The 15,736-nt window shown below is 53.9% G+C and carries 6 protein-coding genes; all 6 read left to right on the forward strand.

Features of this window, described 5'->3' with window-relative positions:
• Positions 1–236 precede the first annotated feature (236 nt).
• Complete coding sequence (locus FVW59_RS19125) at positions 237–11,243, forward strand: RHS repeat-associated core domain-containing protein (RefSeq protein WP_148065990.1); 11,007 nt, start codon at positions 237–239, stop codon at positions 11,241–11,243.
• Between the two features lie 24 nt (positions 11,244–11,267).
• Positions 11,268–11,663, forward strand: a complete 396-nt coding sequence (locus tag FVW59_RS19130) for a hypothetical protein (protein WP_148065991.1) — start codon at positions 11,268–11,270, stop codon at positions 11,661–11,663.
• Between the two features lie 268 nt (positions 11,664–11,931).
• Positions 11,932–13,092: an IS30 family transposase gene (locus FVW59_RS19135; RefSeq protein WP_148065992.1), complete on the forward strand. Its 1,161-nt coding sequence runs from the start codon at positions 11,932–11,934 to the stop codon at positions 13,090–13,092.
• 414 nt (positions 13,093–13,506) lie between these two features.
• A complete protein-coding gene (locus FVW59_RS19140) occupies positions 13,507–14,520 on the forward strand; it encodes an IS110 family RNA-guided transposase (protein WP_148065993.1) in 1,014 nt (337 codons plus the stop codon).
• 260 nt (positions 14,521–14,780) lie between these two features.
• Positions 14,781–15,449, forward strand: coding sequence for a uracil-DNA glycosylase family protein (locus tag FVW59_RS19145; RefSeq protein ID WP_148065994.1), 669 nt, complete (start codon positions 14,781–14,783; stop codon positions 15,447–15,449).
• A 118-nt stretch (positions 15,450–15,567) separates the two neighbouring features.
• Positions 15,568–15,736 (forward strand): transposase (locus FVW59_RS19875; RefSeq protein ID WP_148065995.1); only part of this gene is annotated, 169 nt, incomplete at its 3' end.

A 15,736-nucleotide genomic window follows, 5' to 3' on the forward strand; every position in this document is an offset into this window, starting at 1 on the left:
CTGCTTGGCAGCGCGCGGCTCAGGGGATCGGCTTGCCGGGTGTTGGGCAAGGGGTCGCAGGCGACCAAGACACCAGGATTATTCTGCCGATTGCTTCAGGCCATCGTTTGTTCAGACCGTTCCGTCCGGGACGTTCGTTCAATCCGTGTATTCCACTTTACTTCCAGTGACACCAGTCCTGTCGTGGGCGCGCCCGATGGCGCGTATCCCCCTTCGACGGGCTTAGGGGATTTTCTATGCTTCGTACCGTGCTGAACCTCGTGCTCTGCCTTTTGCCCCTGCGCAGTAAGCGGCATAGCCTTGGATCTCTTGCCTTGCTGGGATTGCTCGGGCTCTTCAGCCAGGGTGCACTGGCGATCGAAACCCCCACGAACTTTACGGTTCCTGCTGAGGACACCGATGGGACTTTCACTATCACCTGGAGTGCCGTAGACGGCAATGTCCGTTATGCAGTTGAACACAAACGCTCGACATCCAGCACTTGGTCACGGATTCATTGGGGAGCGACGACTACCAAGAATATCTATAATGTAACGAATGGCACCCATAACTATCGTCTCCGTGCGTGCAATGTTGAAGGTACAGAGTGCAGCGACTACACCGCAGTCAAGAGTACGGTGGTACAGAGGCCGCCACTAGTGCCGGGTGGGTTGTCTTTTACTACGGATGATAACCCGTTCACGCCCTCGAGTTACGAGGACAAGAATGGAACCTTCTCGTTTACCTGGGGTGCGGCCTCAGGTGCAACGCGGTATGTGGTACATCGCAAACTAAACTCTGGTGGCTGGGTTCAAGTCCACAACAGTTCGAGCCGCACACGCAGTGAGTCGGGGCTGGCCAACGGCCTGTACACCTACCGGGTTCAGGCGTGTACGGGTTCTTTTGCCTGTAGCGGCTGGTCGGGCAACTTGTCAATGGATGTACAGCGTCCACCGGGGACACCCGGTGGCCTCACGCTTCCCGCAACGAGCACCACTGGCAATTACAGTGTCAGCTGGAATGCCGTAAATGGAGTCACTGGGTATTCGCTGATTTATCGCAAAGACGGCGGAGCTTGGGATTTTGCCTACATAGGTCCTGCGCTTTCGCATTCACAATCCAGGACAAACGGTGTCTACGATTACCACGTCGTGGCCTGTATTGATTGGTCTTGTAGTCCAGAATCGACTACGAAGACCATCTCGGTGCAGTCGCCACCATCGGTGCCGGGCGGGTTGTCTTTTACCACGGACGATAACCCTTTCTCGCCATCGAGTTACGAGGATAAAGATGGATCCTTCTCGTTTATCTGGGGCGATACCACAGGTGCAACACGGTATGTGGTGCATCGTAAGCTGAACTCTGGCGGTTGGGTCCAGGTGCACAACAGTTCGAGCCGCACACGCATGGAGTCGGCGCTGGCAAACGGCCTGTATACCTACCGAGTACAGGCGTGTACGGGCGCTTTTGCATGTAGTGCTTGGTCCAGCACAATTACCATGAATGTCCAGCGGCCGCCGGCGACACCGAGCACGTTAACTGTTCCCGCGACCAGCAGTAACGGCAGCTTTACCGCCAGTTGGAGTGCAGTCGGTGGAGGAGCCGATGTGTATGCGTTAACTCGACGCAAGGCTGGGGAGGATTGGGCGATCGTCTACGACGGTGCAGCTACAGCGTTTGCGATGTCGGGGCTGGCGGCAGGTACCTATGAATTTCAGGCCAGAGCCTGCATCGGCTGGTCCTGTAGCGATCCTACGCCTATCCAAACTACAGTTGTCCAAGCGGCTCCGCCGGTACCGACAGGTTTGAACCTGCCTGCCCAAGACAACGATGGCGATTTTGACGTCACCTGGAATGCGTCCACCGGTGCGAACAAGTACACATTGCAACGCCGCATCTCCGGAGGTAGCTGGTTAACGATTCAGGACACCTCGTCCCGTACGCACATTGAATCCGCCCTGGAGAGCAATCACTATGACTACCGTGTGCGGGCCTGTATGGGCGCTGCTTGCAGTGCCTGGTCGGTGGTGCAATCCGTCCATGTACAGTGGAAACCCAGCACACCGACTGGATTCACGCTTGATCCGCTAAGTACTACAGGCACTTACACAGTTGGCTGGAACGCGGTGGGTGGCGGTGTGACGCACTACGTGGTAACCGAGCGCACCGGTGGTGGGGCGTGGACCTTTGCTCACGTAAGTCTTGATAGGCCCTACTCAGTGACCGATAAGCCCAGCGGTGTGTATGAGTACCGCATACAGGCCTGTATCGATTTCTCCTGTAGTACTCCCTCCAATCCCAAGACCATCTCCGTCGAGCGGCAGGCGACCTCACTTTATTTCACCAGCTATCCTGATTATGTTGTTTTTGATGGCAGCTTTGACCTCACATGGAAGCAGTTATTTATTGGGTCCGGCGTGGTCAGCATGTCTGTAACCCAGCAAATAAATAACGGTGCTGAAACTACCATTGCAACACATAGCTACAACACCACTGGGATATCGCGTCCAGCCTTAGACAGTGGGGTCTATACCTATCGTTACCGAGTAGTGAGTCAGAGTTGTAGTAACGGTGAATGCGATCCACTTGTAGAGAGAGTGGTCGAAACAATCTCAGTCACGGTAGATAACATTGCTGAGCCTGTGACAGTCGACGCACCCACTGCCGTATTCGACGGTACATATACCGTAAGCTGGGATGACACTGCTCCGAATTTCAAAATTGAAGAGAAGGAGGATGGGCAAAGTTGGGCGATGGCAACGAGCTGGATCGTTGGTAGTGCCTCACGGAACTTCAACAGATCCCCTGGCAAATATGTGTATCGAGTGTCTCCGTGTGCCTCAGCTGCACAGTGCTTCCCTGTGTACAGTAAGGATGTCTTGGTATCGGTTGTCTCATCAGAGCCTGTTACGCTGACAAGAACGAGCGCAAGTCCGGTTGAGGCACAAGGGGGCGTTCCCGTTACGGCCAAGATGTCACTGCAGGTTCCGTTTCCGACGGGCGCTGACGAGATTCAATTGGAGCGGCGCTACAATGGCGCTACGGGTTGGACGTCTTGGGTTGCGAGTAGTATTGATATTACGGGGTCTAGCATGGTTGCGACCTCGCTGATCGACCTTTACAACAGCAATAACTACCAATTTCGGGCTAGGGCGTGCGTTGGATCGATCAATAGTATCTGCCAAGCCACCTATTCAGATGTCGTCAGTTTTCAACTCACTCGCTACGCAGGTGCATCAGCACCAGAGACGTCGCGTGGCAATTTCGCCGTCTCAGTTTGGGGGCCGCCAGGCAACCCGAATGGCAACTCCCTTGAAATATTTGAGCTGCCGCCCGGTGGAGGAGTAAACGACTGGGTCGGCATTCACGAAATTACCAATCCTGCAATTGGAACCGGACAGGAATACACTCACGATGTTTCCAAATCAACCGCGGGTACCTATAGCTACCGGGTAAAGTGGTGCGACAAGGAGCATAGCCCAGTCGTGTGCACCACAGGTCTGCCCGTATCGGTGACTGTCAAGCCCCTTCCCGGGGCATTGCCGAGCGCAAGTGCGACCTATAATTCCGGCTCAGGCGCTGTGACCGTTGTCTGGTCCAGCGCGTCGGGTGTCGTCGAAGACTATGAGGTTACTGTGCAACCGACTGGTCAAACCGCCTACCGGGCGCCGGGCGAAACGAACAGCGATACGGCAACCAGTCGCATTATCAATGACCTGGCTCCTGGCACCTATACGTTTAAAGTGCGGGCCTGCAACTCGCTTGGGGGTAGCAAAGCGTGTAACGCGGGGATTGTCACGAATAGCATAACCGTGCCAGAGCCTATTGTTCTCGGCATTCCGGTCGTCACTGCCCCCGCAACCAGTGAGCCAGGCGAAACCTATACAGTTTCCTGGGAGACAGTCTCAGGCGCTACATCAAGCGCTGAATATACGCTCCAGGAGCGTGTGAACGGTGCAGGTGGCTGGATCAATCAAGTGACGAGAAGTGCACCTCCGTTCTTTAGGGACTTCAACCATGCCGTTGGTAGCTACGATTACCGTGTGACGGTGTGTGAGCAATCAGTTTGCGAGACGTCAGCAATAAAAACTGTCCAGGTGGAAGAGCCACCACCACCTCCTCTTGTGCTCGATGCAGTTACCGGGTTGACCTATACCTTGCCGCCCGACGAGCTTGGAACCGTGCGCTTCACACTACAGTGGAATTCGGTGGAGGATGCGGATCAATACGAAGTATTTAATGTAACGGACAGTGAAATCAGTTACAGCCTCGGAAATGTAACGACCTGGGATGCTACCAAGACTGCGCATCCCATCGGGGAATACGAATTTCAGGTGAGGGCGTGTAACTCCATCGAATCGGTGTGTGGTCCGCGCTCCAGTATCCTGACTATTGACTTAAACGAGTCCGGTTGGGCGCAGCGCTCTCCGGTGCAGGTCTCGGATGCCGATTATGTTGCCCAGACAGGTCCACTGCACGATGACAGTGTTGGGTCTGTTAAAGGGCAGGGTGGAGTATCGGGTGGCCAGGCCAGTTATCAGGTTCCGATAAGCCTGGTGCCCGGTCGTAACGGCATGATGCCATCCGTCACATTGGGCTACTCGAGCCGGGGGGGGAATAGCACCGTTGGTATGGGCTGGGCATTGTCAGCTGGCTCTTCGATCGCGCGATGTCCGAGTACGGTTGCGGTAGATGGCGTGAATGGCGGCGTTACATTAACTAACTCCGACAAACTCTGCCTGGATGGTCAGCGTCTGATTGTGACCAGTGGCACCTACGGGAGCAATGGTGCGGTCTATCGCCTGGAGCTGGACACCATGACGCGCGTTACCCAGCAGGGGGGAGACCTCTCTGGTACGGGAGCCTGGTTCAAGGCTGAGCTGAAGAACGGCCGCGTACAGGAATACGGCAAGACCACTGAGAGCCGGCAAATCCCGGATGGTGCAGGTGTTACGCGAGCCTGGTCTATTAGCGGCGAGCAGGACCGCAGTGGCAACAGCATGGCATTCCACTATGTCTACGGCAGTGAGGCAGGCCGTTCGGGTGCCACTGCAGGTGTTGGAGCCGGCGAACATTTACTGTCTGAGATTACCTATACAGGTACCAACAGCACGGAAGGGAATCGCTCGGTTGAGCTCACCTATGAGACGCGCAGCGATGTGGCCTCACAGTATCTCGGTGGTGGGGTTGTTCGCCAGACTCAGCGTGTTGCTCGCATCACCACTCGCCTTGCAGGCGATGCTGTACGCGAGTACAACCTGACGTATACCCAAAGCGCGGCCACTGGCCGTAGTTTGCTGAACTCCGTTGATGAGTGTGGATTCAAAGGCGGTTCGCGAGTGTGCAAGGCGCCGACCACCATGCAGTGGTTGGATGCCGAGGCGGACTACGTTCTGGAACCTGTTGGCTACAGGAACAACCCTGCCCAGAGCTCCTTGGAAGTCGCCGATGACCCCAGCTTTGTTCGTCAGTACCTTACAGATTCAACTGGAGTCACAGCGCCCAAGTTCTACGACATTTCCAAAGTGATCCCTCATGGTGACACCAATGGTGATGGCGTGCCTGATTGGCCGGCAATCTATCAGAATGAAGTCAAACAGTCAGATGGCTGGTTTACCGATGCCGAGGGAGTAATGCGCGGTACAAACAGCGAAGAGTTGCTGACCTGTAATCGGGGGCGCGGGCGTGCAGCTCTCCGCTGCATCGATGCAGATTTCAATCAGGACGGAAAGACAGATTCCTGGTATATCACCAGTTCGGGCGTACCCAAGTTGAATGTTCGCTATGCAGGCGGAAGTTGGATTCAAACAGGTGTTGAACTCGCCGATGTTGAAGATTCCGTTATTGCTATAGCCGATTACAACGGCGATGGCTGGCCGGACGTTCTGGCAGAAAAATATGCTTCCATGGAAACAACAGCCGGCCAATCCGCAAAGGAAATCCGCCTGTGGCTGCATCAGGGCGCAAGCAGCCTGAATTCAAACCCTTTTACTGGCAACGGTATACTGGTTAGGTCTATTCCCAAACAGATCAACGGAACAAGTTACTTTGTTAATGAAGGCGTGATGCCCATGGGGGATATGGATGGAAACGGTCTCCCAGACCTGATCATTACGAATTTTAACCTGAATATTGGGGCAGCACCCTTTTACCCACTTGAACAGCCCATCCCGGAGTCCATGGTACGGACGCTGATTTCCGGTACAGGTCAGTTAAGCTTCAGTGAAGTTGATCTAAGCGATTACCAACCAAACACAGCAGTTAGTGGTGCAATAGGGGCGTACTTTACGCTCTTCATGGACGTAAATGCCGATGGTCTGGCAGACTGGCTGGCTTGGGACACAACCGGTGTTGCTGGGGGCGTTGCGCCGAACCTACACCTCGCGCTAAACATAGGGGGCGGTGAATTCGGTGAATGGCAGAATCTGGGCGCTAACTCGAAGTTAGATATTTTGCCGATCTATACTCCAGGTCCGCCAAATGAGCCGATAGGACCCTTTGTTTACTATCCAAAGTATGCGCATGGTATTAAGCAATTCGATTATGATTCAGACGGCCGGCCAGAGCTGCTTATACCCTCAGGAATGGTAGCCGAGACATGTGCAAGCCGACGGGAGAGACATCCTGACGGCTCTGAATCCAGTGCTACCCGCTGTGGTGATCAAATCTTCCAGCCATACCCGTACTACAATGGAGACGTTCGCTCAATAGAGAAACTGGACGGCGGTCTATGGGATGACAATGTCTACAAGTACCAGCTCATGCGGTTTGTAGAGAATGTCAACGGAGAGTTTACCGCTGTACTTGATACCAATATTGATGCGGACTTGATTGGATCAGGGATCCATGCGGCTGTTACAGACGCCACAGGCAATGGCTTGTCTGACCTGGTTTTCTCCTTCGGTTGCCGCCGACAAGGCGATATTGATGGACAGGCTGGAGGGCCTGATGTCTGTACCATTGACTCCCAAACCGGTCCAATGGCAGACAAAGACCCCGGCGTTTATATCGTCCGTAATCGCGGATCCGTTGGTGCCGGTGGCACTGAGCGCTACCAACCGGTGGACATGCTGGCTGCGGTCGAGGACGGCTTTGGTGTAGAGGACCATTGGGTGTACCGCCCACTGTCGAGCCAGGACGAGCGCTACTCCCAGAACGACGGTGATGCCGCCGCGGACGATGATTTGCGCTTTTACACGCCTGACTTCAACTACCTGGACACACAGGTCAGCGCCGATGTGCGTAATGCCCACTTTCACTTCGGTTCCAGCATGTACGCTGTGGCCGAACACCGCACCAGCGATGGGGTGGGCGGCCTCAACACGAGCCAATACCGCTACAAGGGTGCGATCTACAACCGTGAAGGTCGCGGCTTCCAGGGCTTCCGCTCGGTGATTCATGAGGACCTGAGTGCGGCTCTGGTCAGTCGCAGTGACTTCTACCAGATCTTCCCGCTGGCCGGTAAGTTGCACAACACCCGGACCTGGGAGCTGGGGGATATTACCCAGGACAGTGAGGCCGGCACGATCGATCCGATCAAGGCGAGCAGCCACACTTGGCGAGTTACCTGGAACCAGGAGAATGCCACTCCATCGAGTAAGCTGATTGACGAGTTGGCGGAGACCGGTTGGCCGGTGGCGGCCAATGCGCCGTACTTCGTCGGCCCGGCCAACGAGACCCACACCACCCGCAAGCTGGCGAAGGCCGGAGGATCTACCCGGGGTGTGCTGTACAGCACCTCTGTAGCCACGTCGTACGAGAACTGGGGCAACGCGGCGCTCAAGACGACCACGTACCAAGAGCCGGGTAACAATCACCGGGTGGAGTCTGCCACCACGACGACCTTCGCCACTCCTGACCAGACCGCCTGGTGGCTGAACAGGGTGGATACAGTGAGCACGACGCGCCAGGCCATCACCAATCGCCTGGGGTTGGTGGCCGCCAACGATGCGACGACCACCACCGAGACGGCCTATGTCTACAACACGACCCACCGGCTGCCCGCCAGACTGACTGTCACCGATGCCCTGGGTAGTGCCCCGGGTCAGGTCTCGGCGTACACCTATACCGCCCATGGTCTGCCGGCCACGGAGACGGTGTCCCTGATCGGCGGTGGCTCACCGCGGGTTACTACGACTACTTACAGCAGCGACGGGTACTTCCCGGCGACGGTCGAGAACGCCGTGGGGCACGAGACTGTGCTCACCTATGATGGGCGCTTCGGTGTGGTGACCAATACTACCGATGCTAACGATGTGAACACTGGTTCAGTATTGGATGCGTTCGGGCGCGTGGTGTCTCAGACCAGTGATCTGGCGCCGCCGCTGTATACAAGCCTGGCCGATTGTGCCGTCCAGTCCTGCGTTGCCCATGCCGTATTCGTGGCCACGCAGACCCAGGCAGGTAGTCCACAACGCAAAACTTACGTCGATCAGTTGGGACGGGAGCTGGGTACCGATGTCGAGGGCTTTAGCGGGGCTCAGGTCACCACGCGGATCGATTACGATAATCTGGGCCGAGTGGTGTTCGAGTCGGTGCCCTCGGATGACGGGGTCTCCAACGAGGGCACGCACTACCTGCAGTACGATGTCCTGGGCCGCCTGTTGCAGAAGCGGGTTGATCAGTTCGGTGCGGACGAGCTCGAGACCAGCTATGAACATGAGCTGGGCAATCGTGGCTTTACCACCGCCATTACGGTGGACGGCGATACCCATACACTGTCCATGACCCGGACCTACAACGGCCTGAACCAGTTGCTGGAGACCAAGGATGCATTGAATGGAACGACCGCCTACGCCTACGATGGCCGCGGCAACCCGATCGTGATCCAGGACGCCCGAAGTAACAAGATCACAGCGGTGTACGATGCTTTCAGTCGCAAAGCCTCGGTGACCGATCCGGACATGGGTCAGAAGAGCTTCGTGTACAACGGCCTGGGTGAGTTGGTGTCCGAGACCGATGCCCGGGGTATCACCCTGAGTTACACCTACGATGCGCTGGGGCGGATGACCGAGCGCACTAGTAGCGGAGGAAGTGCGCCCGCGTACTGGACCTATGACCAGGCTACCCGCAGTGGCGGAGGTCTGGCACTGGGCCTACTGTCGAAAGAGCAGGTGGGGGCATCCCCCTCGGAGCAGATATCCAAGGTCTATAGCTATGATGCGAAGGCCCGCGTTATCGGGGTGACCACGAACATACGTAATGCACTCGGGACGTTGGTAGAGAGCTTCACCACGGGGATGCAGTATGACGCGCAGTACGGTCGACTGAAGGCGATGGAGTACCCGGAAGCGCTGACCGTAGCGTACGGCTACAACGCCCGGGGTTACAAGGCCACGGTCAGCAATGCGGCCAGCGGGTTCAAATACCGGGAGATCACCGCCGCGTCACCGCGCGGGCAGTGGGAGCAGGGCCATCTGGCGGGGAACAAGTACACGGTGACCCGCGCCTTCGATGCCAACACGGGGTGGGCTTCCAACTCCCTCCTGCAATCGGCAACGACAGACCTGCACCAGGAGACGTACGTTGATTATGACGACTTCGGCAATCTGGTGATTAAGAATACCGGCCTGCGGACGACCCTGGGTGGTGCCTGGACTTCCGAGCAGGAGACCTACCAGTACGATGCCCTGCATCGCCTGATGCAGAACACCGTGGGCGCAGTTAGCTCCATCAGCTATGGTTATGACGGTGTGGGCAACTTCACGCTGAAGGATGACTACGCTTCCAGCTACAGCTACCCCGCCGGCAACAACCGCTTGCAGTCAGTACAGCTGGTGGCTGGGGGGCTGAAGACCTTCGGTTATGACGCCAGTGGGAATCTGACGACGGAGAACGGGGTCAATACCATCGATTACAATGCGTTCAACAAGCCGACGGAGATCCGGCGGCCGAACGTGTTGGGCGTGACGCAATCGACTGCGATCGATTACGGTGCAGACCTGATGCGCTACCGGAAGGTGACAAAGGACGGTACGGAAACGCTGTACATCGACAAGCTGTATGAGCGGATTACGGATGGCGCGACTGTGAAGGCGCGTTACTACATCGAGGACATTGCGGCCTTGACGGTCACGACGGACGGCGGTAATACGAGCTCGGCCATTGCCTATACGCATAAAGACAGGTTGGGCTCGACGGTGGCGCTGGTGGATCACGATGGCAATCCACTGGAGATGCACAGCTATGATCCCTTTGGCAAGCCGCGGCAGGGCAGCGGGGCGCCGAAGTCGGTGATCACGTTGGCGAGCGAGTATATGACCCGGGGGTTCACGGACCATGAGCATATGGATGAGGTGCAGATGATCCATATGAACGGGCGGGGTTATGACTATAACCTGGGCCGCTTCCTGAGTGTCGATCCCTTCATTGTGGCGCCGGGGAACAGCCAAGCTTTGAATCCGTACAGCTATGTTTTGAACAACCCCTTGAGTGGCGTGGACCCCACGGGCTACGCGAAGGAAAAAGTAGAGAAAAACTTGGTTCGTGTTAAGAGAACGGGATCCCGTATAGAAAGGGAAGTCAGTGTTACGAGAACAACAACCCAGACCGAAAATGGCACCTCAACCGAGGTACATCTTGAAGGAGGGCTTGCAAGCGACCAGCAGGCCGTGGCGAATGGCATGACTGGTGCATTGATGGCCGCTGGATTTAATAATGTTACAAGTTCTTCTCCTTCAGGTGAAATAGGCAGTCAGGCGTCTAGGAATAACTCGGGTGGTATGGTTGATAATTATTATGACGACTTGTACGAAGCTCCAGCGATGCAAGGAGGGGGCAGAAAAAATTCTCTGCACGGAAACAATATTATCGAATCGCTCACTGACCCTAGGGTGTCTTTAGGGGCTGGTGTAGCCTCATCAGCAATGTCTGTAGCTGCGGGCGAAATGGGGGCTTTAGCAGATGATAAAGAAGCGGCCGTTCGAAGGGCTGCGAGCATAGTAGATGACGTGCATCCAGGACACATGGCTAGGGTCGAAGAAATAAGAACTGCTTCAACTCGTGTCGGAGCGTCAGGGAGGGCATTGGGATTTGGTGGCGCCGCACTTTCAGGAACGGCATATTTTCTGCATATGTCGGAAGGCAACTCTGAAGCTGCGATTTTGGATGCAACTGATTTTGGTGTTGCTTGGGGTAGTCTGGTTGCACATCCAGCTTATAGTTTGTTCTATCTCGGAGTACGTGTAGTACAGTCGGGAGAGAGTTTGTACCCTCAAAACTCACTAATGCGTGAGTATTTTGAGTCGCGAAGTCCAATGGATTAGATGCAGCGAGAACGAGATTTTCCTATGGGAATCATCACAAATGCACGTCACTCACTCTATTTTTATGCCTACGAGTCAATTCAAGAGCATGGAAGAGTTGGTGATATATCAACACCCATTGCGCCTGTAGCTCTCATTGACCTATTTTATATATGTGGAGCTCTCAATGTGATTTTAAAAATAGCAGGCTTGAATTTTTTCTACATCATAGATGGAGAGTTTCCTACTGTATATGTTATGTTTTTTTACTTTGTCCTATTAGGAATAGAAATCTATTATTTTCGTAAAATCGATTTACATTTACTTATAGAAAAATTTAATCGGATGAAAGATAGTGGACGTTTTAGTTATAGAATAAGTGCAATTACCTATACGTTTCTAGGATTGACGTGTATGGGAAGTACGTTTCTATTACCATAAACGATTTCATTGAATTTAGGGAAAGAGCGGGCCACTCATCCTTGCGTCAACGCCCAGCCAGCAGGCGAATTTTGGTGTGGATATCTCGTTCGTATCGCCATCCGTTCAGGTGAAGGGGTGGCTATTCGTTCTATCGACAGGTGAACGATCCCCTGCCTTATGGCGCCGCTGACCGGCGAGCAGTACGAAAAGGTCCGCTATGAGGTGTGAATTCAACTGATCAACGCAACACCCTGCTATCTTCTCGAATAACCGGGAGTGTTGCTATATGTCTTACAGAACTCGTCTTCAGTACACGGATGAAATGAGATCCTATATTTGGGATCGATATAAGGCGGGCGATTCAGTCTGGTCGATTGCCAGGTCATTCGATCGATCCTCGTCGTCTGTCCACGGCTACTTATCGCGCACAGGCGGTATTCGCCCGCCAGAACGAAAGAGGCACAGTCGGTGCCTTTCTATCAGCGAGCGTGAGGAAATCTCTAGGGGCATCGTCGCCGGCTTGTCAGTCAGGGCAATTGCGTCAGATTTAGGACGTGCACCGTCAACAATCAGCTGGGAGATCAACAGGAATGTAGGTCCAGATACCTATCGGGCTACTCTGGCTGACCAGGGGGCATGGGATCGAGCGCTGAGACCTAAACCCTGTAAACTCGTATTGAATCGACGACTTTGTCATCGAGTAGAGCTAAAACTCATGCGCAAGTGGTCGCCACAACAAATCGCTGGCTGGCTAAAGCATGAGTATCCGGGAGACGATTGGAATCAGGTGCCGCACGAGACGATCTATCGCAGCCTCTTTATTCAGGCACGTGGAGCCCTGAAGAAAGAGTTGCAACAGCATCTCCGGTCGAGGCGGCATATTCGTCGGTCCCGGACTTCAACGCTCAAAGACGATGGCCTCGGCGGCATTCCAGGCGCCGTATCTATTCGTGAAAGGCCCGCTGAAGTAGAGGACAGAGCGGTACCTGGCCATTGGGAAGGAGATCTCATTGAGGGTTCAAACAAGACCTGTGTCGCTACGTTGGTCGAACGACATTCCCGCTATGTCATGCTGGCAAAGATCGATCAGAAAGATACAAAGACCGTCATTAATGCCCTGATCAAGCAATCCATGAAGCTCCCCCCTGAACTGTATAAGTCCCTAACATGGGATCGCGGTACAGAAATAACGGGCCACAAGCGGTTTACTCTGGAGACCAATATCCAGGTCTACATCTGTGACCCCAAGAGTCCATGGCAAAGAGGTTCGAACGAAAATACGAACCGACTACTCAGGGAGTACTTGCCGAAGTACACCGACCTATCAGTTTACTCTCAGGCACAGCTGGACTGGATTGCGAGAGAGCTGAATGAGCGACCACGAAAGACCTTGGGCTACGAAACCCCAGCTGCTAGATTTATTGCGTGTGTTGCGGCGACCGGTTGAATTCGCACCACAAAGCAGACAGTTCCGGCCGCAGGATGTGGCTTGGCTAAATGTACAGTTCTAGCTCGATTGGGCCTGATTCATCAGTTTCCGGCCCTATGAGAACCAACCTTTATGACAGCTTTTCCACGGCAGTCGTGTGGATAAGCTATTGATTTTGTGTGATATTTATTGAGACTCCTGAGTGCATATAAGACCTCAACGGGTCTCGTGAATACCGATGGCTTCTGTTCAACAGCTCAAAAATAAACGCAATGAGGCGTAACATCATGATTTGTCGTAAGTTCTTCGCGCTATTTAGTATATTCCGCCGTTTGGCATAGGCGGAATTCCGTCTATTTAATGACATGGACTCTCCCTCTCCAGCGACTATACCCATAGTGGTCGTTGGAAAAACCGATGAGGGATCAGGCCATGAAAAAAATAGCACGAGTAGGCATTGATATTGCCAAGCAGGTATTTCTTATCCATGGAGTGGATGTTGTGGGTGCCACAGTTCTGAAGAAGAAGCTGAGACGAAAAGAAGTTCTGAGCTTTTTCGCCCAGTTGCCAGCAACTGAAATTGGCATTGAGGCTTGCGGTGGAAGCCACTATTGGGCGCGAGAACTGGGCAAACTGTCACATACCGTAAGACTTATTTCACCGCATTTTGTGACGCCTTATCGCCGTAAGGGGAAAAACGATGCGAACGATGCTGAAGCCATTTGTGAGGCGATAAGCCGTCCTGGGATGAATTTTGTTGCCGTTAAGTCGGAAGGGCAGCAGTCCATCTTGATGGCCCATCGAGTTCGAGAGCAGTTGGTGTCGGACCGAACATCGCTCATTAACCAAATGCGCGGTCACATGATGGAGTTTGGAGTGGTCTTGCCAATGGGAAGGCGTCGATTTCAGAAGACAATTACTGACGCACTTGCCGAGGATCTCCTGCCGAAGTTGGTCGTGACTATGCTGCATGAAATGTTGGTGAGGTTGTCGCGACTCGATGATGAAATTTCAAATTTGGATACCAGGATTGAGAGTTGGGCCAGACAAGATGAGATTGCCTGTCGCCTGATGAAACTGGATGGGATTGGTCCCTTGTCGGCGTCAGCATTGGTTGCTACTGCAGGAAACGGCAGCGTGTTCAAGAATGGAAGGCAGTTTTCTGCCTGGCTCGGCTTAGTGCCGCGCCAGTATTCATCGGGTGGACGGAATAAGCTAGGGGCGATCACGAAGAAAGGCGATCGTTATTTGCGGAAGTTACTGGTTCAGGGAGCGAGAACAGTATTGCTGATGGCGAGCCGAGAAAAGGGAAGTCATTGCAAATGGATTCAGTCTCTACGTGAGCGCAGGCCAGACAATGTGGTTGCCGTGGCAATGGCTTCAAAGCAGGCGAGGATGGCCTGGGCTGTGATGACGAACAGCCACCAAATCGAACCTGCCATGTAATGTTGTGAGTATTTGAGAGGACGATTCTACGATTGCATCAGAAACAGGATGAGAAACGGTACGACCGTGCACAGGCAAAACCTGATAACAGCTTAGGCCCGTCTCTTGGGCCGTCTATTTAGCGAGGAGCTTGTGCGCAGATGTCATCAGGGCCGGAGTCAAACTCTAGGCCGAATGGATAGCGGCAGTCGATACCAATTTATCCTGATCTTTGTTGCAAGCCCGGGAGAGTCCATGGAAAGCTGTTACGCGGGATAGCCATGATCAACGAACTCATTAAATTTATACCAACGAATCTTCAAAGCAGGTCTGGAAAGGTATTTTACTCTGGAAAGGCTGCTTTCTCTGAATACGCTCCTTTGTACGTACTTGGAGTTAATCCAGGCGGTACGCCCGAAGAGCACGCCAATGAAACGGTCCAATCTCACACAGAGATGGTTCTGCAATCGCTGCCTGCGGATTGGAGCGCTTATCGAGATGAATCATGGAAAGGAAACTTACCTGGAAAATCGGGAATGCAACCGAGAATACTCCATCTCTTCAATGTTCTCGGAGTCTCTGCTGGAGTCGTTCCTGCAAGCAATCTTGTATTTGCTCGTTCGTCTCGAGAATCCACAATTGTGGGTGATATGTTCCAAATGGCAAATGAGTGCTGGCGGTTTCATGAAAAAGTTTTGGAGTTGCTTCGTCCAAAAGTAATAGTTTGCCTCGGTGGCACTGCTGGGGATTATGTCTGCGCTAAAGTTGGTGCCACCACTCAGATTGAACAATTTGTAGAGAAAAACAAACGTAAATGGACTAGTCGTTTATTCTCCGATGCGTCAGGTACGTTTGTCGCGGTTCTTAGTCATCCAAGTATTGCAAACTGGTGTGCGGAGGCTAGTGATCCAACGGGACTTGTCGTGAGGGCTCTGCAAGATACCGCGTAACCAGGCCAAGCAGCGGGACGCGCGTACCGCGCGCCCTTGTTGGCGGCGTTAACTGCCCGTGTTCCCCATGAACCGTAGCCACTCTGTATAGTTATCTCAATTGATACAGGTGGATAGAATGGGAAGAAAACGAAACCAGGCATATACAGAAGAATTTCGCAGAGAGGCAGTCAAACGCTCAGAGCAACCAGGGGTCACGCAGGCCGAGGTTGCCAAAGAGCTAGGTCTGAGCGCGCAGCAGATTGCCAACTGGAAGCGACAATTCACTCGCTTGTCAGACAAGCAGT

Origin of the sequence: Parahaliea aestuarii (assembly GCF_008064635.1) — a bacterium.
In the GTDB taxonomy this organism is placed as follows: Bacteria; Pseudomonadota; Gammaproteobacteria; order Pseudomonadales; family Halieaceae; genus Parahaliea; species Parahaliea aestuarii.

Excerpts from the sequence above, each read along its gene's own strand:
- FVW59_RS19145 (WP_148065994.1), top strand. The coding sequence starts at position 14,781 with ATGATCAACGAACTCATTAAATTTATACCAACGAATCTTCAAAGCAGG.
- FVW59_RS19125 (WP_148065990.1), top strand. The coding sequence starts at position 237 with ATGCTTCGTACCGTGCTGAACCTCGTGCTCTGCCTTTTGCCCCTGCGC.
- FVW59_RS19130 (WP_148065991.1), top strand. The coding sequence starts at position 11,268 with ATGGGAATCATCACAAATGCACGTCACTCACTCTATTTTTATGCCTAC.
- FVW59_RS19135 (WP_148065992.1), top strand. The coding sequence starts at position 11,932 with ATGTCTTACAGAACTCGTCTTCAGTACACGGATGAAATGAGATCCTAT.
- FVW59_RS19140 (WP_148065993.1), top strand. The coding sequence starts at position 13,507 with ATGAAAAAAATAGCACGAGTAGGCATTGATATTGCCAAGCAGGTATTT.